Origin of the sequence: Nocardioides sp. NPDC127503, assembly GCF_040302165.1 — a bacterium.
Taxonomy (GTDB): Bacteria; Actinomycetota; Actinomycetes; order Propionibacteriales; family Nocardioidaceae; genus Nocardioides.
Map to the genome: position 1 here is coordinate 386,515 of NZ_JBEORH010000004.1, position 18,651 is coordinate 405,165.

General features: G+C 68.4%; 11 protein-coding genes. 4 read left to right on the forward strand and 7 right to left on the reverse strand.

Features of this window, described 5'->3' with window-relative positions; genetic code table 11:
- The first annotated feature begins 47 nt into the window (after window positions 1–47).
- From ABTW65_RS11795 to ABTW65_RS11805, 3 genes are all read left to right on the forward strand, one after another.
- A complete protein-coding gene (locus ABTW65_RS11795) occupies window positions 48–1,640 on the forward strand; it encodes an MDR family MFS transporter (RefSeq protein WP_350660272.1) in 1,593 nt (530 codons plus the stop codon).
- A gap of 92 nt (window positions 1,641–1,732) precedes the next feature.
- A complete protein-coding gene (locus ABTW65_RS11800; RefSeq protein ID WP_350660273.1) occupies window positions 1,733–4,162 on the forward strand; it encodes a DUF6351 family protein in 2,430 nt (809 codons plus the stop codon).
- 43 nt (window positions 4,163–4,205) lie between these two features.
- Window positions 4,206–5,063 carry an alpha/beta fold hydrolase gene (locus ABTW65_RS11805; RefSeq protein WP_350660274.1) on the forward strand — a complete coding sequence of 286 codons (858 nt, stop codon included), beginning with the start codon at window positions 4,206–4,208 and terminating at the stop codon, window positions 5,061–5,063.
- A 20-nt stretch (window positions 5,064–5,083) separates the two neighbouring features.
- Here ABTW65_RS11805 and ABTW65_RS11810 read toward each other — a convergent pair whose 3' ends face one another.
- Complete coding sequence (locus tag ABTW65_RS11810; protein WP_350660276.1) at window positions 5,084–5,818, reverse strand: SDR family oxidoreductase; 735 nt, start codon at window positions 5,816–5,818, stop codon at window positions 5,084–5,086.
- Between the two features lie 139 nt (window positions 5,819–5,957).
- On the opposite strand from ABTW65_RS11810, the gene ABTW65_RS11815 reads away from it, so the two are divergent.
- The gene (locus ABTW65_RS11815) at window positions 5,958–7,259 is read left to right on the forward strand and encodes an MFS transporter (protein ID WP_350660277.1); all 1,302 of its coding nucleotides are present in this window, start codon (window positions 5,958–5,960) and stop codon (window positions 7,257–7,259) included.
- A gap of 63 nt (window positions 7,260–7,322) precedes the next feature.
- On the opposite strand, the gene ABTW65_RS11820 is transcribed toward ABTW65_RS11815, so the two are convergent.
- The 6 genes from ABTW65_RS11820 to ABTW65_RS11845 form a co-directional block, all read right to left on the reverse strand.
- Window positions 7,323–10,418 carry a glycosyl hydrolase gene (locus tag ABTW65_RS11820; protein WP_350660278.1) on the reverse strand — a complete coding sequence of 1,032 codons (3,096 nt, stop codon included), beginning with the start codon at window positions 10,416–10,418 and terminating at the stop codon, window positions 7,323–7,325.
- Between the two features lie 98 nt (window positions 10,419–10,516).
- Window positions 10,517–11,119 carry a TetR/AcrR family transcriptional regulator gene (locus ABTW65_RS11825; protein ID WP_350660279.1) on the reverse strand — a complete coding sequence of 201 codons (603 nt, stop codon included), beginning with the start codon at window positions 11,117–11,119 and terminating at the stop codon, window positions 10,517–10,519.
- 245 nt (window positions 11,120–11,364) lie between these two features.
- A complete protein-coding gene (locus ABTW65_RS11830; protein WP_350660280.1) occupies window positions 11,365–12,213 on the reverse strand; it encodes an alpha/beta fold hydrolase in 849 nt (282 codons plus the stop codon).
- Window positions 12,214–12,279: 66 nt separating this feature from the next.
- Window positions 12,280–13,770, reverse strand: a complete 1,491-nt coding sequence (locus ABTW65_RS11835) for a family 43 glycosylhydrolase (protein ID WP_350660281.1) — start codon at window positions 13,768–13,770, stop codon at window positions 12,280–12,282.
- A gap of 10 nt (window positions 13,771–13,780) precedes the next feature.
- The gene (locus tag ABTW65_RS11840; RefSeq protein WP_350660282.1) at window positions 13,781–16,336 is read right to left on the reverse strand and encodes an alpha-L-arabinofuranosidase family protein; all 2,556 of its coding nucleotides are present in this window, start codon (window positions 16,334–16,336) and stop codon (window positions 13,781–13,783) included.
- Between the two features lie 10 nt (window positions 16,337–16,346).
- Window positions 16,347–18,623: an immunoglobulin-like domain-containing protein gene (locus tag ABTW65_RS11845; protein WP_350660283.1), complete on the reverse strand. Its 2,277-nt coding sequence runs from the start codon at window positions 18,621–18,623 to the stop codon at window positions 16,347–16,349.
- Window positions 18,624–18,651: the final 28 nt, after the last annotated feature.

Here is an 18,651-nt window from a genome sequence, read left to right on the forward strand (position 1 = left end):
CTCTTCAACTCCTGCCTGTTCAACTCCTGCCTGGAAGGTCCAACCCCATGAGTCAAACGGTCGCGCCCGACGCGCCCGACAAGCCGTTGGTCGTGCTGACGCCGCGTACGATCTGGCTGATCTTCGGCGCCCTGATGGCCTCGATGTTCCTCTCCTCGCTCGACCAGACGATCGTGAGCACGGCGATGCCGACGATCGTCGGGGAGCTCGACGGGGTCGAGCACCAGGGGTGGGTGATCACCTCCTACATCATGGCGATCGCGATCGTGATGCCGCTGTACGGCAAGTTCGGTGACCTCTGGGGTCGCCGCTGGCCGTTCCTGGTCGCCGTCGCGCTGTTCACGCTCGGCTCGCTCTTCGGCGGCATGGCGCAGACGTTCCCCGAGCTGGTCGCCGCCCGTGGTCTCCAGGGGCTCGGCGGTGGCGGGCTGATGATCCTGTCCCAGGCGATCATCGCCGACATCGTGCCGGCCTCCGAGCGCGGCAAGTACATGGGCCCGATGGGCGCCCTCTTCGGAATCTCCGCGGTCATCGGGCCGCTCCTCGGTGGCTGGCTCACCGACGGGCCGGGCTGGCGCTGGACCTTCTGGATCAACGTACCGATCGGCATCATCGCGTTCGCCGTGGCCTGGTTCGCCCTGCGGCTGCCCTCGCACCGCTCCGGACGCCCGGTCGACTGGCTGGGGATCATGTTCATGGTGCTCTCCACCTGCGGCATCGTGCTGCTGACCTCGTGGGAGTCGCTCGGCCACGACGGCTACGACTGGTCCTCGCCGCAGCTGCTCGGCGTGCTCGTCGGCACCCTGGCCTCGGTGGCCGCCTTCATCGTCACCGAGACCCTCGCGCCGGAGCCGCTGATCCCGCTGCGCCTCTTCAAGAACCCCACCTTCACCGTGACCACGCTGATCGGCCTGGTGCTCGGGATGGGCATGTTCTCGGCGATGGCGATGCTGCCGACGTTCCTGCAGATGTCGACCGGTGCCTCGATCACGAGCTCCGGGCTGCTGATGCTGCCGATGATGGCCGGCATGATGCTGACCGCGATCGGCTCGGGCATCGCGATCTCGAAGACGGGCCGCTACAAGATCTTCCCGATCGCCGGTCTGCTCATCACCGCGGCCGGGATCGCCTGGCTGACCACGATCACCGGCGACATGTCGATGGTCGTCTTCGGGCTGATGATCTTCGTGCTCGGCGCCGGGATGGGCCTGGTCATGCAGACCATCGTGCTCGCCGTCCAGAACGCCGTCGACCCGCACGAGCTCGGCACCGCGACCTCGGCGAACAACTTCTTCCGGGAGATCGGTGCGACCGTCGGTACGGCGCTGTTCACGACCGTGTTCACCACGCGACTGACCGACAACTTCGGTGGCCTGGCCGAGAAGATGGCCTCCTCCGGGATGATGCCCGCCGACGGTGCCGGGTTCTCCGGTGGGAGCCTGACCCCGGCAGCAGTCGAGCAGCTGCCCGAGCCGCTCCACACCTGGGTCGTCGACGCCTTCACCGAGGCGCTCGCGCCCGCGTTCTGGTACCTCGTGCCGCTGGTCCTCCTCGGCCTCGCGCTCGCGCTGTTCCTCAAGGAGGTCAAGCTCTCCGACGAGGCCGGCATGGTCGCCCGCGGGGAGGCGGTCGCCGGCTGAGGCGTCCTTGACGCTCGCCGTGGCAGGGGGCATTCTCCTGTCACGGCGAGCGTCTACTCGTGGGACGTGCGCAGCTCTCGGAAAGGCACGCCATGCCCGCTCGCGCCCTGCCCCTCTCGATCGCGACGGTGTCCGCTCTCGTCGCGAGCATGCTGCTCGCTGTGGCGCCGGCCTCGGCGGCGCCCGCTCCGGCCGAGGACATCGTCTTGGAGACGCTCTCCAACCGGGCCGACCTGGTCTTCGACGACAACGCCCTGGTGCGGATCACGCTCCCCGACGGGGCCGACCCCGACGACCTGCGGGTCTGGCTCGACGACACCCGCCACACCTCGAGCCGCAAGGGCGACCACGACGTCACCGCGGCCTTCGCCGAGCGGCCCAACGGCGAGATCGAGGGCGTCGTACGCGGCCTGCGGGTCGGGACCAACGAGCTGACCGCCCGCCTGCCTGACGGTCGCGGCGCCTGGCTCACGATCACCAACCACCCGCGCGGCGGGCCGATCTTCTCGGGACCCCAGCTGCAGCCGTGGCGCTGCCAGCCGACCGCGACGGACGAGCAGTGCAACCAGGAGCCGACGATCAGCTGGCTCTACCGGTCCACCAACCCGCTGCTCGACGGCCTCCAGCCCTACGATCCCGCGAACGCGCCCCGCGACGTCGCCACCACGACCACCGACGAGGGCGTGACGGTGCCGTTCGTCGTACGTGTGGAGACCGGCTACCAGAACCGCGACCAGTACCGGATCGCCGTGCTCTGGCAGCCGGGCAAGCCGTGGCAGCGCTGGCGCCCGCAGCAGCAGTGGAACAACAAGCTCTTCATCCCGCACGGCGGCAGCTGCGGGGTTGACCACGAGACGGGGACCGCGCCGACCGCCGACTACGCCGGCACGTTCAACCTGGGCATCCCGGTCGTCGCGGACGCCCTCGGCGACAGCCCGACCGTCGCGCTCGGCCGCGGCTTCGCGATGCTCTCGACCGCGCTGGCCAACACCGGCCACAACTGCAACGTGACCAGCGAGGCCGAGTCGCTGATGATGGCCAAGGAGCATCTCGTCGAGACGTACGGCGACCTGCGCTACACCATCGGCAGCGGCTGTTCCGGCGGCTCGATCGCCCAGCAGACGATCGCGAACGCGTACCCCGGGATCTACCAGGGCCTGGTCGTGACCTGCTCCTACCCCGACTCGCTCTCGCCGGGCCTGCAGTTCTCCGACTACCACCTGCTCCGCAAGTACTTCGAGAGCTCCGAGCGGCTCACCGACGGCAAGTTCTGGAACCCGCTGCAGTGGGCTGCGGTCGAGGGCCACCTGCTGCCGCTCAACGCGGTCACCGCCGACGAGGGACTGTTCAAGCAGGCGGTCATGCCGACGCACCCGTGCGCCGGAGTCAGCGACCAGGAGCGGTACGACGCGAAGACCAATCCCGGCGGCGTACGCTGCTCGATCATCGACGGTGCGATCAACGTCTTCGGCCCGCGGTCCGAGAGCGTGTGGACGCCCCAGGAGAAGCAGATCGGGCGTGGCTTCGCGGGCTCGCCGCTGGACAACACCGGTGTGCAGTACGGCCTCGAGGCGCTCCGTTCCGGGGCGATCACCCCGGAGCACTTCGTCGACGTCAACGAGAAGATCGGCGGGCTCGACATCGACGTCCAGCCGCGGGCGCAGCGCTCGGTGGCCGACCCGATGGCGCTCACCAACACCTACCGCAGCGGCATGGTCAACACCGCCAGCAACCTGTCCGACGTGGCGATCATCGACCACGGCGGACCGGACCCGGGTCTCGCGCACGACGCACGGTGGGCGTGGGCGATGCGCGACCGGCTGACCCGGGAGCAGGGGCACGCGGACAACCAGGTGATCTGGTACGGCGTGACGCCTCTCATCGGCGACCCGAGCTACTCCAAGGAGGCGCTGCTCGCGATGGACCGCTGGCTTGCCTCGGTGGAGGCGGATGAGCGCGACGTACCGCTGGCGGACAAGGTGGCCCAGGACCGTCCCGGCGACCTGCACGACCGGTGCACCCAGACCCAGGGCATCTCCAGCGAGGACGGCCTGTTCCTGCCGGTCGCGGACCCGCTCGTGGACGACCTGACCGGCGGCGCGCTCGACGGCCTGAACGGCGCCGTCAACCCGGTCCTGGACCCTGCGCTCAACCTCGTCGTCGACCCGGTATCGGACCTCGTGTGCGGGCTCGGACCGGTCAGCGACCTGGTCAAGACCGACTTCGCGACGCCGCGGATCGTGGCCGGCGACAACAACTACTCCGACAACGCCAAGTGCCACCTCAAGCCGCTGCGCCGCACCGACGACTACGACGCCTTCGGCCTCACCGATGCGCAGTGGACCCGGATGGAGGCGGCCTTCCCCGAAGGGGTGTGCGACTACAGCAAGCCGGGCGTCGGCTTCACGAAGACCGTGCCGTGGCTGACCTATCAGCGGGCCGACGGCTCGGTCGTCTACGGAGGTACGCCGATGGGCCGGGCGCCGCAGTCGGCGCCGTTCGGTGGCGCGGCCGACGAATAAAAAGGCCAGCCGCCGTTGCCTGCTCGGCGCTAAGGTCTCGCCCATGTCTTCCCCCGAGCCGACCTTCGTCCTGGTCCACGGTGCCTTCGCCAACTCGTTCTCGTTCGCACCACTGCAGGCCGAGCTGGCGCTGCGCGGGTTCCGCTCGCTCGCGGTCGACCTCCCCGGCCACGGCTTCGAGGCGACCTTCCCGGCGGCCTACCAGGCGCCGCAGGACCTCGCCGAGCTCGCCTCGGCACCGGGCGGGATCAAGGGCGTGACCCTCGCCGACAACGTGGCCCACCTCGTCTCGGTGCTCGAGCGGGCCAAGGAGCACGGCCCGGTCATCGTCGTCGCGCACAGCCGCGGCGGGATCACCCTGACCGCGACCGCCAACGCCCGCCCGGACCTGATCGACTCGATGGTCTACGTCTCGGCCTGGGCACCGGTGGAGCTGGACGCCGTTGCGTACAACGCCGAGCCGGAGATGGCCTCCTTCGACGCCTCCGCGCTGATCGGCGCGGCCGCAGCGAACCCCGCCGACGTCGGCCTGTTGCGCTGCAACTTCCGCACCACCTCCCCCGAGGTCCTCGCCGGCCTCAAGCACGCCTTCATGGCCGACGGCACCGACGACGAGTTCCGTACGTTCCTCAACACCTTCCAGCCCGACGAGAACCTCGACGCCGGCGGCCCCGACGACCGCGCCCAGGCGGCCACCTGGGGAACCGTGCCCCGCGCGTTCGTACGCCTCAGCGAGGACGTCAGCATGCCGCCGGTGATGCAGGACCGGCTGATCCGCGAGGGCGACGCCCTCACCCCGGACAACCCGTACGCCGTCCACACCCTGAAGTCGAGCCACCTCAGCTGGCTCGTCCACCCGGCGCCGGCCGCCGACCTCCTCGCGGAGATCGCGGCCGGCTGACCGGGCCACTCACGCGGGACTCACCACGGCACCGGCCCGTTCGCGTCGACGAACGTCCCCGACGGGGCGTCGTCGGGCAGGGTCGCAGCGCGGACGACCACCTCGGCGGCCTGGTTCGCCGTGGTGGGTGCGTTGTCCCGGTTGATCGGGGTCAGGTCGGTCTGCACGAAGCCCGGGCACACCGAGGTCACCTTGACGGGAGTCTCGGTGAGCGCCTTCGCCAGCGCGATGGTCACGTTGTTCAGCGCGGCCTTGGACGACTGGTAGGCGGGCACGACCATGCCGTAGTAGGGCGATTCCGGGTTGGTCTGGTCGGCCAGTGAGGCCATCGTGGTCGTCACGTTCACGATGCGCCCCGCCTCGCTCTTCCGGACCAGCGGCAGGAACGCCTCCAGGACCGCCACCGCGCCGATCAGGTTGGTCTCGTAGGTGATCCGGAACATCTCGAGGTCGACGACCTCGGCCGGGTCCGGGTTGGTGGCCTCCGGAAGGACGCCGGCGTTGTTGACCAGCACATCGAGGTGTCCGTACGTCGCGGCGACATGGTCAGCAGCGCGCTGCACGCTGTCGCGGTCGGTGACGTCCAGCTGGAGTGCAGAGGCCGAGTGGCCGTCGCGGTTGAGCCGTTCGACCTCTGCCTCGAGCGTCTCGGGCCGGCGGGCGGTCAGGATGACGTGCGTGCCGCTCTGGGCCAGCTGGCGTGCGGTTGCCTCGCCGATCCCGCGGCTGGCTCCGGTGACAAGGGCGACCTTCATGTGCTTCCCATCGTTCGAATTGGTTGCTTCATGAACTATTCAACCGATGTCGTGCCGCCAGTTCTGGCGGTAATCGGACGTCGCAGGAGCCCGACTAAAGCGTTTCCATCCTTGATGTCACGCCTGGTTCACTGTCCCGGTGGCATCCTCCCCCGGCTCCCTCTGGCACACCCTGATCCATCTCCGTGGCAACCCGCGCGCATGCGTGTGGACCGAGCCGATGTGGGGCCTGTCGATGGCTCTGGTGCTGCCATACCTCTCCGTCTTCATGCTCACGCTCGGGCTGCACGACGCACAGATCGGCCTGCTCGCGACCGCCGGGATGATCTCCCAGGTGTTCTTCGGGCTCGCCGGCGGCATCATCACCGACCGGATGGGACGTCGGCTGACGAACGCGGTCTTCGACGTGATCGCCTTCGTGATCCCGTGTCTGATCTGGGCATTCGCCCAGGACTTCTGGGCTTTCCTGGCCGCCTCGCTGCTCAACGGCGCGCTGCAGGTCACGCAGAACGCCTGGGACTGCCTGATGGTGGAGGACGCGGAGCGCGACCAGATCACCGGCATCTACTCCTTGGTGCGGGTCGCGGCCGACTGCTCCGCGCTCTTCGCACCGATCGCCGCGTTCATGGTTGCGCAGTTCGGCATGGAGCCCGCGGTGCGGGTGCTCTTCATCAACGCCGCGATCGTGATGCTGGCCAAGATCATCCTGTTGTACGCCGCCTCCCACGAGACCCGACAGGGCCGGATCCGGATGGAGCAGACCCGGCACGAGAGCCTCTGGCGGCTCTTCGTCGGCTACCGCGATGCCGCGCGGCTGCTGGGCCACTCGCGCGGCTCGGTGCTCGCGATGGCCATCGCCGCCCTCGTCGCGGCTGTCACCCTCGTCAACGCCACCTTCTGGCAGGTTCTGGTCAACCACCACCTGCACGTGCCCGACTCGGTCCTGCCGTTCTTCCCGATGGTGCGTTCGCTGCTGTCGGTGCTCTTCCTCTTCACCCTCATCCGCCGGCTGACCTCGGGGCACGACCTCAAACAGGCGACCTTGTGGGGCTTCGGCATCTATCTGGCCGGCCAACTCGTGCTCGTTGTGATCCCGGCCACCGAAGGTGACGCCGACGTCGTGACGTACGCGCTTCTCGGGGTGTGCCTCCTCCTCGACAGCTTCGGCGCCGGGATGCTCTTCATGCTCTCGGAGTCGCTCGTCGCCTTCCACGTCGACGAGGCCGAGCGGTCACGGGTGATGGCTCTGCAACGCACCGCGGTGATGCTCGCCGCCGCCCCGTTCGGCTTGATCTCCGGGTGGCTCTCGGGGATCGACCGCACCTATCCGTTCTGGCTGACCGCCGCGTTGCTCGTGATCGGCTTGGTCACCACCGTCGTCTGGTGGACCGGGCCTCGCGCCGAGCCGCCGGTCGAGGTCGTGTCGGCGGATCGAGCCTGACCCACGGCCGCGGCCCGCCGAGCCCGTCCACACAGCGACATCGGAGCACTAGAGCTGGTCCGACTACCTCGCCCCGCCCGCACGCTCGGACCGCGCGGCAGACCCACAGCCCCCGATGACGCGATCGACATACGGTTGGACCGTGACCGGCCCGACCAGGCCGTACGCAACGCTCTGACCGTACGCCGCGTTCCCGATCAGCGTGCTGACGGTGACGGTGACGGTATTGGCACCCTTGCGGAGGAACGGCCCGATGTCGATCCGGTCGGCGTGGACCTGGTCGATGACAGGGAGCCGTCGACCGTTGACGCTGACCGTGGCGAGCCCGTTGATCGTGCCGAGACCGAGGTACGCGCCCGCATCGCGTGACCAGCTACGTCCTGTGACGATCCGGCTGGTGTAGACCGAAGTGCCGGAGACCTTCTCGAGACCGGCAATGCGCTGCCAGTCGGGCAGGCGCCCGTTGGACGCAGGAGTCACGGTCCTTCGGTCGAGGGCGACCTTGTCGGTGTCATTCGGCCCCTCGGACCCTGCTCGCCAGGCGGTGACGTCGAGGCTCCAGGATGCCGGCGCGCTGATGGCGGGAACCGACTCGATTTCCTGAAGGACACCCTTCCCGTTCGAGAGCTTGGTGCGGTAGGTGCCCGGCTCCGAGGCTCGGATCGCGAGGGGCGCCCGATCGGAACGTACGACTTCCGGGGCCGTGCTGGATGTCGCCGAGATCGCGCAGCCAGGACCGGCCGCCTTCGTGTCGGCATTCCCCCGGGTGACCGCGACCACCGTGCTGTCGCCTGAACCGAGCGTCACCGACGCGCGAACGCCCTTCGAGGTCCGGGCGAAGGCCGCCATCCGGGTGACATCGCCGGTCCATGCGTCATAGAGGTACGGATCGCCCGACCCCGCTAATTCTGCCGTGGTGCTGACGGTGTGGTCACCGGAGTTGAAGAGGTAGTAGTAGTCGGTGTCCGAAGTCCGGCGGTGCAGCGAGACCACAGGCGCGTCGGCGTACGACACCGCCGGCTCGACGCCGGAACGGGTCAGCGCCGCGAGCACGTCCGCCTCGGTTGCGACCTGAGTCACCGAGCGGGCGTCCAAGAGCTGCGCCTGCACCTTCCGCAGTGCAGCGTCCTGGTCCGGGTGATGACCACGGACACGCGCCGGGAGGTCCCCCACGATGACAACCGGCAGACCAGCCTCAGCCCATCCGAGGACACGCCGGGCATCGGCCAGATCCATGGTGGGGTTGGTCTCGGGGTTGGCCGTGGCGTCCCAGACGAACGCCCGGTATCCGAGGCCCGCAGGATCGAGCCTGCCGTGCGCCACCGTCGAAGACGGGTGGTTGATCAGGCCACTGTTCATGAACCCGTAGGTGTAACCAGCCCGGGCCAGGGACTGGTCGGCGAAGTAGAGGTCGCCTGTTGAGCCAGAGACGCTGTGGCCACGGTCGTCGCGGTAGATGGCGACGTCGTTGCGCAGCTCTCCGCGGCGCAGCACGGTCTGCATTCGTCCCACGTAGGCGTTGATTGCCTTCTCGTCCTCGAAGGTCGGGTTCTGCGGACCATAGACATCAGAGACGTACGCCCCGAACGGCGAGAATCCAGGCCAGGCAGAGGCCGCGCCGGGACTTTGATCCGCCCAGCCATGCCAGACGATTTGGTTCACCCCGACGGAGAACTGCTGGTTGACGTGGGCGAGGGTCAGTTGCCGCTGTACGGAGCCGTTGTAGAAGGCCGCGCAACATTCGGTGGAGATGACGTTCTTGCCAGTCTGGGCACCGGCGCTGGCTAGTGAGCGCCACGCGTCGGATCCACGGGTGTTGATGAACTTGGGCGGACCCTGGGTGAATCCTGAGGTGAACGAGAGGTCCTCGCCCTCGGGGATGTCGAGCAGTGTCGCGGTGTCCATCTGATCGATCGGCGAGGGGCCGTAGGAGCTGTAGCCCTGACCGCGGACCGTCATGCCGAGGTCCTTCGCCCAGGCCTTCAACGGCTTCAGGTGGTCGTCGATGAACAACTCCGAGAGCGTTTGGTTGTAGTCCTCACGGATCCGGTCGCCGGTGTCACCGGTGAAATCGAAGACCGGGTCGGTGACGGCGACCGCGGCCAGATAGGGAACCAGCGAGTAACCGCGCCGCTGCCGGAACTCATCGAGGAAGTCACCGGTCCAGGAGCGGACCTGTTCACCGTCACGGTTGAGCTCGAGAGAGTCGAAGAACATCGAGCCACCGCTCGCCTCGAGCGCCGCCCTCAACTCTGGCGTGAGTACGTTGTCGTCCCAGTAGTCCTCGACGGACTGGAATCCCGACCGGTCGAAGTGGTCGACGAGGTAGGTCGTGTCCTTGGTTCTTGCCAGCCCGACGGTCTGACCGGTGCCGTGCATCCAGGCGGCGACGAGCACGTACGTCGCACCGGCCGGAGAGCTGGGCGCGGTCCACGAGATGCGACCGTCCACCACCTCCTCGGTGAGATCGACAGCGGTATCGGCGTCGAGCACAGGGACCGAGGCCTCCTCCCCTGCCGGCGTCTCGCAGTGCTCGACGCACCGGTAGGCCACCAGACCCTGCAGCACTCGCTCAGTGACGCCCGACGGCAAGGACGTCGTGGGCAAAGCGTCGCTATAGGTCGCGCCGGCGTCGACCCGCTGCCGCCCGAAACTGATCTCCTTGGCCGACCCCACGCCGTCGGGGTCCACCGTCTGTGTCCCGGCCGACCAGCCGGGCGTGTAGATGCCGTCAACCCGGAGACCTTCGGACTTCCCGGCCTCGAAGAGGCTCGTCCAGGCCTCGGTCCATCGTTGCGTACCCCACCCCATGGTTGCGGCGTCGTAGCCCGCAGCCTGCTCGACAGCACCGGCGAGCTGATTGGCCTCGTAGCCGCCGGCACCGGACGACCGGATCTGTTCGGCCTGCTGCTCGACGGATTCGGCGGTCATCAGGCCGCCGGTGTTCCAGAACCGGTAGAGCGGACGGTTGGCGAGGGACGGGTTGGCGAAGGCATCGCCGTCCCGGCCGGTCGAGCGGTCCGTGATGGGGTTGGCGGACGAGCCAGCGGCTGCGGCAGGTGCCGCGGTGGCCAGGCCCCCTGCTGCGACAGCGAGCACGACGAGACCAGCGGTGATACGTCCGGCGGACAGGAACCGGTCGGTGCGGAAGCGAGGCATGGGGTCCCTCTCGTGAAACGATTCATTGACCTTTGGCCAGGCTATGACCAGCGTCACATCAGGTCAATAGTGAACGCGAGTTCCTTACGTGCGTGGCCTCATCCGGCCGCGCCGGCGGCCGCATGGATCGCCGGGGTCCAGATCGCGTGCACGATCTCGGCGATGTCCTGCCCGCTCGGCGGAGTCACATGGAAGAGGAAGCGCTGCAGGAGCAACGCATGCCCGACGTTGACGACGCTCGCCGGGATCGCGCCGGGACCAATCTCACCCTGGTCGCGGGCGTGGTCGATGATCGCCAAGGCCACCCGCACCGGCTCCGTGTCGTCGAACACGACCCGGTCCGCCGCGGGGATGGACGGAAGCTCCGCCGCCAGCGCCCGGGCAACCGACCCGAACGGCCCTTGCAGAAACTCCGCCGTGCCGAGCAGGAGGAGCTCGAGGTTGTCGCCTAGCGAGCCCGACAGGTCCAACGGCCCCGGCACCCGACCGCCCTCGCGCTTGGCAGCCGCGGCGACCAACGTCGCCTTGTTGGGCCACCGCCGGTAGAGCGATGCCTTGCCGGCTCCGGCGCGCGCCGCGACGCGCGGGACGCTGAACGAGGACCATCCGTGTTCGACGATCTCGACCCACGCCGCCGCGAGAATCGCCTCCTCGAGGTCAGCACCACGACGGCGCTGTCGATCGGTGGGCGTCCGCGGCACGATCACGATTCTGCCAGCCGCGCCGCGGAGGGGGCGCAACGATGCCGCATCATCAGGCTTCGGGACGTCATCTCCCATCCTGCCGATCACACCACATCTCCGCGCCAAGAATCCGGCGCTCGAACACGGGTTGGCGTGCGGTCCTGGACGCCCTCGCTACCGAGTGGGGGGACTCCAGCAACACGGGCGCCCGGACCGCACTCGGAAGTGATAGCACGCATCCTGCGTCGAGCGTCGCCAAACCTCTACATCTGGTAATCGATGTTCTCATCCGAGCCGGCTGTGGACGTCTCCAAGAGATGGCCCACGAGCTGGGCCGACGCGTCCTCCTGGAGGAGGTGGCCGGCACCCTCGATCCACGACAGTTGCGCATGCGGAACGCGTTCGTGCAGCCAGTGCGCGTACTCGGGCGGAAGTATCCGGTCCTGACGTCCCCAGATGATGCGTACGGGGAGCGACAGCTCGGCCAGCAGGGGCTCGTACTCGACGGTGTCGGCCTGGTTGATCTGGCTGTACTGGCGATAGAAGGCGGCCTGTCCTTCCGGTCCGCGCCACGGATCGAGGAACGCATCCAGGACACCGGGACGGAAGCCGACCTCCGTCGCGTTCCTCAGGTGGCTCGCGACCAGCGCTTCGTGAGCGTAGGACGGGAGCTGATCGAAGACGTCGGCATGGTTCAGGATGAGGCGGAAGAGACCGCGTTCCCACTCGCCGCCGCTGACCGCGTCGAAGAGAGTGAGGTCGCGGTAGGCGGCGCCTTCGATGAGCAGCGCGCGCAGCGCAATCGCGCCCCCGATGTCATGGGCGACGACGCTGGGGCTGGACAGCCCCCAGTGGTCCAGCAGTCGCGTGAAGTTCTGCGCTTGGGCCGCCAGGCCGAGATCTTGGCCTTCGTGCTTCTCCGAGGCGCCGTAGCCGAGATGGTCGAAGACGTAGACCGTGCGCTGACGTGACAACGCTGGAGCGATGTCGCGCCAGAGATAGGACGAGTACGGGGTGCCGTGCACGAAGACGACTGGATCACCCGTGCCATGTACGGCCCACCGCACCGTCCCACCCGGCGTGAGGAACTCGTTGTCCAGGACCCAATCCACTGCTCTCGCCTCCCGTAACTCGCAGCGGGTGCCTCGTAGCAACTCAGATCGACGTTACCCAGCGGCTCAAGTCAGGGTGAAGGTGCTGGAGCGCCGTCCCGCGGCGCCGCCGATGCTGAGCGCACCACGGTCGTGCTGGAGGTAATCGCCACGGTCCGTGGCCACCTGCAGCGAGATCCCGCCCTTGGCCGGGATCCGGCGGAAGCTGGCCTCAGCTGCGTACGCCGGGCCCGACTCGCCCGGGTCGATCCGGACCGTGCCGCCGCTGACCCGAACGTACCGGTCGGGGAAGTTGACCGACTGCAGCGACTCCGAGCCGTCGCCCGCCAGGCCGGGGACGAAGCGGAACTGGCTGTCGGCGAGATCCTTCGGGGCATGGTCCACCCTGAGGGCGTACTCGTAGTGGCGTACGAACGAGCCCGGCGCATCCAGCGGGCTGAGCCGCACGATCGGCCCGCCCTTCCCGACCGGGACCCCGAACATGGGCGTGCCGTCCGCGTGCCACACCACCTTCTGCACGCGAGCGTGCCGATTCGGGTCGTAGAGGGGATCGCCGGTGATATCGCGGTAGTCCCGGGCGTGGTAGACGAGAACGTCGGTCACGCCGTCCTCGGCGACCGTGAACGAGTTGTGGCCCGGGCCGTACTGCCCGGTCTGCACGTTCGTCGTGAACACCGGATCGGGGCTCTTGACCCACGACGCCGGGTCGAGCAGGTCGGCGTCCGCGGGCGCGGTGAGCAGGCCCATGCAGTAGCGCGAGTCGGTGGCGCTGGCCGAGAACGTCATGAAGACCCGGCCGTTGCGGACCAGCACGGCAGGCCCCTCGTTGACCTTGAAGCCCTGCACCTCCCAGCTGCGGGTCGGAGTCGCGATCCGCGCCGGGAAGGTGCTGATCGCGAACGGGGAGCTCATCTCGGCGATGTAGAGGCTGGTGTTGACCGCGATCTCGGGCTCGCTCTGCGCCCAGACCAGGTAGCGGCGGCCGGCGTGCTCGAACGTGGTGGCGTCGAGGGCGAAGCTCTGCCACGGCGTGATGATCTGCTGTGGTGCGCCCCAGCCCGCGGGGTCGCGCGGGTCGGCGAGCGTCGACTCCATGACGTACATCCGGATCCGGAAGACGTCGTCGGAGTCGCCGGCCGCGAAGTAGACGTACCAGCGGCCGTCGATGCGGTGCAGCTCGGGCGCCCAGATGTGGCCGCCCATCTTTCCGCTGGCGGGGCGGCGCCAGATCACCGACTCGGCTGCGGTGGCGAGGCCGGCCAGCGACGCCGACCCGCGGAGCACCAGACGGTCGTACTCCGGTACGGAGCCGGTCAGGTAGTACATCCCGTCGACGGGCGGGGTGACGAACGGGTCGGCCCGACGCTCGACGAGCGGGTTGAGGGTCGGCACTCCCCAGATCTCGGCGTCGCTCGGCGTCGGCGTGGACGGAGCCGCTGCGGCGGGCACGGCGTACCCTGCGACGGCAGCCGCCGCCCCGAGACCGACCCCGGCCTGCAGGAGGTGGCGCCTGCTGAGGCCGGCCCGGAGACTGAGGTGGTTCAGGTGATCGGACATGGGTGCTCCCCTACCGGGTCTGGATGCGGATGAAGGTCACGGAGTACGGCGCGAAGGTGCGCGTGAAGGTGCTGTCGACGCCGCGGATGGTGCTGGTGACCGGCTTGATGGGCTGCGCCGTGCGGGTGTTCTGGGCCTCCGGGTCGCCGCTGATGACGGTCATCTCCGCCCTCGAGGCGACCTTGACGCCGAGGTCGAGGCGAGTCACCGCCGGCTCGGCCTGGGCGTTGACGACCTTGACGAGCAGGTCGCCGGTCGCCTCGTCACGGGTGACCACCTGCGCGAACGGCTCGGTGACCTGGTCGTCGTCGAACTCCTGGAAGAGCTGGCCGTCGAGGAAGAGCCCGACATGGGTGCCGCGGACCTCGATCCGTACGTCGTAGGTGCGTCCGGTCTCGACCGAGTGGCCCTCACGGGCGACCAGGGTCTCCTTGCCGCCGTTGGTGGCCTTCTCGACGACGGTGCGGGTGTTGTTCCAGCCGCCGATGTTCCACCAGTAGAGGTTGTTGGTGTCCTTCACCCCGAACGCGAGCAGGAAGCCCTCGGAGCCCGACAGCTTCTTGGCCTTGAGCTCGATGTCGTAGTCGCTCGCGGTGATGTCCGAGCCCTTGACCAGGGTGTTCTGGGCGGTCGCGTCGGTCTGGGTATAGGCGCCGTCGACGACCGACCAGGTCCCACTGTTGGCCAGGGAGCTCCAGCCCTCGGCGTTACCGTCCTCGAAGTCGTCGGCGAACAGGGAGGTCCCGTCGGGTGCGGTGACCGACACGTCGTCGTACGCCGCGGAGGTGGCCCAGGTGGAGAGGCCGACGGCGCCGGTGATGGGCTTGGCCTCGATCACCTTGCCGGTCGCCTCGCTGGGTACGACCCGGTCACCGACGTTGTTCATGAACAGCTTCTGGACCTCGTAGCTCGCAGAGCTCCAGGACTGGTCGTTGTCGAACCAGATCATGTCCGGGCGCCACTGCACGTGATCGATGTTGGCCAGCAGCGGGGCATAGGAGGCGAGCTGCACGACGTCGGCGTTGCGCTCGAGACCGGTCATGAACGCCGCCTCGGACAACGCGTTGAAGAGCTTGTTGTCCTGGGAGGCGTACTCGCCGAGGAAGACCTTCGGCCCGTTGCGGTCGTAGCTGTCGTAGCGGTCGTTGTTCTGCAGGAACCAGGTCGGGGAGTTGTAGTAGTGCTCATCGACCATGTCGACGCCGGCGGCCCTGTTCTGCGCCCAGTGCTGGTCGAAGAGTGCGCCCTGGTCGTCGGGACCGGAGTTGCTGATGATCGTGATGTCCGGGTAGCGCGCCTCGATGGCCGCGCGGAACTTCTCGAACCGCTCGAAGAACTCCGTAGGCAGGTTCTCCTCGTTGCCGACGCCGAGATGAGTGAGCCCGAACGGCTCCGGGTGCCCCATCTCCGCGCGCAGGGCGCCCCACTCGGAGTCGACCGGGCCGTTGGCGAACTCGATGAGGTCGAGGGTGTCCTGGATGTAGCGCTGCAGCAGGGCCTCGTCGTCGGTGACTCGGTTCTGGCCGCAGCCGGTGACCAGCGCCGGCACGACCGGCAGCGGCATCGCCCCGACGTCCTCGGCGAACTGGAAGTACTCGTAGTAGCCCAGTCCGTAGGACTGGTTGTAGCCCCAGAAGTTGGCGTTCGTCGCGCGCTCCTCGACCGGGCCGACGGTGTCCTTCCACTGGTAGGACCGGGCGCGCTGCCATCCGGAGGCGGCGTCGTAGCCGGACATGCTGCCGGTGTTGACGAGACAGCCGCCCGGGAAGCGGACGAACTCCGGCTCGAGCGCCGCGATCTTCTCGGCGAGGTCCTTGCGCAGGCCGTTCTCACGGCCCATGAAGGTGTCCTCGGGCATCAGCGAGACCATGTCGAGACGCAGGGTGCCGACGCCCTCCCCCTGCAGCCACAGGCGTGCGGAGTCGGTCTTGGCGTTCGCGGTGAAGGTGCCGGTGTACTTCTTCCAGGTGTCACCGTTCACCTGGATTCGGACCGGATCGGCGTACGAGGTGGCGCCGGACTCGTCGCGCAGCGACACGGTCAGCGGCGTACCGCCGGCGGTGTCCGAGCGCGCCCAGACCGAGAAGTCGTAGCTCTTCCCGGCCTCGAGCGCGACGCCGTTGTTCCAGCCTCCGTTGGAGACGCCGTACGTCCCACCGGCGGTGTTGGCCAGGGATAGCTGCAGATAGGTGCGGTTGCGCTCGTTGAGCCGGGAACCGTCGTTGACGGGGGTCGCGGTGCCGCTGCCTCCGCCCTCTCCTCGCGGGGTCCAGGCGGTCATCCCGGTGTAGGAGCGGTTGTCGGCCGGGAGGAACTCGAAGGACCGGTTCCGCACCAGCTCGGCGTAGAGGCCGCCGTCGGCCGCGTAGTTGATGTCCTCGAAGAAGACGCCGTACATCGAGTCGCTGATCTCGGGTCCGGACTGACCGGCGTGGGCCGTGATCGTGTAGTCGGGTTCGGGCGCAGCGGCTCGTCGGTCCGCGCCGAGGCTGGGCGCGGCGTAGGCCAGGGGCAGTGCGAGGACGGTGGCGGCGGACAGGACGGTCAGCAGACGGATTCTGTGCACGATGGTCTCCTCAGAACACGCGGTAGGCGGTGCGGATGCGGTCCAGCTCGGCCTCGGTCACCGGCAGAACGGTTCCGTGGCGGGGGCGGCTGGGAAGCTGGTAGTCGCTGGAGATCCGGAAGAATCCCGAGTCCAGGTCGGTGGTCTCGAACGGCACGTACCCGCGGCCGCCGAACTCGTCGATGAACAGGTACCACTTGTCCTCGGTGTTGGACTTGAAGATCGTCGGTCCCTCACCGCGGTCGATGCCCGGGTTGTCGGTCGTCGCCTTGCCGATGCACTCGGCGACGAAGCTCCAGTTCAGGTCGAGCAGCGAGGTGGCCTTCTCCTCGACGATGAACTTGCTACAGGGCGTGGTGGAGGTGTTGTTCCGCTCGTCCTTGGTGAACCGGTAGTAGGTCCCCTCGTGCTCGACGACGGTGGAGTCGATCACCGAGTAGCCCGGGTCGATCCACACCTGGGGCTCGCTGAAGGTCCGGAAGTCCCTGGTGGTCACGTAGACCATCCGGTTGTGGGTGTTGCCGGCATGCTCGGGGTCGGACTCGTCGTAGAGCTTGGAGGCCCAGAAGACGACGTACGCGCCGATCCCCTCGTCGTAATAGGCCTCGGGTGCCCACGTGTTCCCGGCCTGCGGCGAGGACACCCGGACGTGTCGCTGCTCGGACCAGTTCACGAGGTCCGTGGACTCCCAGATCTCGATGTAGCGGCTTCCGCGGCGCTGTGCCGCGTCCCAGTCCCCGTTGCCGTGGATCTTCAGGTCGGTGGCGATCAGGTAGAACTTGTCGCCCTCCGGGGAGCGGATGATGAACGGGTCGCGTACGCCCTTGTCGCCGTGCTGCGACCGCAGCACCGGTTGGCCGCCGTTGAGCTCGTCCCAGTGGAGCGGGTCGTTGCCCCTGCTGGCGGCGAGGTAGACCTGCTCGCCGTCGGCCGTCCCCTCGCCCGTGAAGTAGGCGAAGGAGTAGCCCTCGAGCGGCTCCTTCTTCGGTAGCGGCAGGACCGTCAGCCGGAACTGTCGCTTCTCCTTGACCTTGCCGAGGCTCACGGTGGCATTGAGTGCCAGGCGGACGGCCTTCTCACCGTACGCCGGCCGGTCGACCTCGCCGGTCGGGGTCACGACGGCGGGCTCGCTGGACGTCCAGCTGACGGTCGTTCCGTGCAGGCCCTTGGTCGGCAGGGTGATGTTGCCGCGGATCCCGTCGGCGTCCCAGACCTTGAGCGCGGCCGCGGCGCGGGTGACCTTCTCCGCGTCGCTGATGTCGGCCGGCACGTTGATGGTGAAGTCTTCGGACCGGCTGGCGGAGCCGTGGGCTGCGGTGCCGGTGAGCGTCACGGTGGCGTCGGGGCTGCCGTAGGGCGGGCGCGTGACGGCACCGGTCGGGGAGACGACGGCAGGGTCGGAGGAGGCCCAGGTGAAGGTGGAGCCGTTCGGGCCGCTGCTCGGGACCGAGAGGTCACTGACGACGCGGGACGTGTCGCCCAGATCGAGCCAGGCGAGGTCGCGCTCGACGCGCTGCTCGTCGGTGACGTGGCCCATCTCGTGGACCTCTGCTGCCGTCAGCGCGCGGTCGTACATCCGGAAGTCGCGCAGCTGTCCCTTGAGATGGCGGTCGCCGCTGTAGACGGATCGGCCGAGATAGTTCGCGGTCGTGACCCCGTTGCCGATCTGACCGGGAGTGATGGTCACGCCGGTGCGCCGGGCGACCTCGACACCGTCCTCGTAGAGCACCGCGGTGCCGTCGGCGAGCGTGTAGCTGATCGTCTTCCAGGTGTCGCGGACCAGGTTGCGGCCGGCCGTGACCGTCTGCTCGGTGCTCCAGTTGCCGGTGGCGATCGATGTCCGGTAGGCGTTGCCGGTCGTGAACAGGTAGCCGTTGCCCCAGCCGTTGGAGCCGGTGTTGCCGAGTCCCCAGATGAAGTACGGCGTCGCCTGGTCCGCTGCGATCTTCACCTCGAGCGAGACGGTGATCGACGTCAGGCCGGCCATCACGTCGTTCGGCAGCCTGACGTGCCCGTTGGTGCCACCGAGGGACAGCCCCTCACCGCCGAGCCAGGTCGCGTCACCGGCCAGCGTGCCGTTGCGACCGGCGCCCGACTCGTCGACGACCGTGGTGCCAGTGGTCTGGTCGAGGGGGTAGTGGACTACGAGCCCTGCGTCGCTCGCGCCTTGCGCCGGCGCGGTGGCCACCATGCTGGCCAGAATCAGGGGCAACGACGCAAGCGCCGCCAGGGTGCGCCCGAGATGCTTCCGGCGCTGGGTGTGGGGGGTCATGTTCGACTGGTCCATCTGCGCTCCAGGGTCAGCTTTGGACAAA

Excerpts from the sequence above, each read along its gene's own strand:
- ABTW65_RS11795 (WP_350660272.1), top strand. The coding sequence starts at position 48 with ATGAGTCAAACGGTCGCGCCCGACGCGCCCGACAAGCCGTTGGTCGTG.
- ABTW65_RS11800 (WP_350660273.1), top strand. The coding sequence starts at position 1,733 with ATGCCCGCTCGCGCCCTGCCCCTCTCGATCGCGACGGTGTCCGCTCTC.
- ABTW65_RS11805 (WP_350660274.1), top strand. The coding sequence starts at position 4,206 with ATGTCTTCCCCCGAGCCGACCTTCGTCCTGGTCCACGGTGCCTTCGCC.
- ABTW65_RS11810 (WP_350660276.1), bottom strand. The coding sequence starts at position 5,818 with ATGAAGGTCGCCCTTGTCACCGGAGCCAGCCGCGGGATCGGCGAGGCA.
- ABTW65_RS11820 (WP_350660278.1), bottom strand. The coding sequence starts at position 10,418 with ATGCCTCGCTTCCGCACCGACCGGTTCCTGTCCGCCGGACGTATCACC.
- ABTW65_RS11835 (WP_350660281.1), bottom strand. The coding sequence starts at position 13,770 with ATGTCCGATCACCTGAACCACCTCAGTCTCCGGGCCGGCCTCAGCAGG.
- ABTW65_RS11845 (WP_350660283.1), bottom strand. The coding sequence starts at position 18,623 with ATGGACCAGTCGAACATGACCCCCCACACCCAGCGCCGGAAGCATCTC.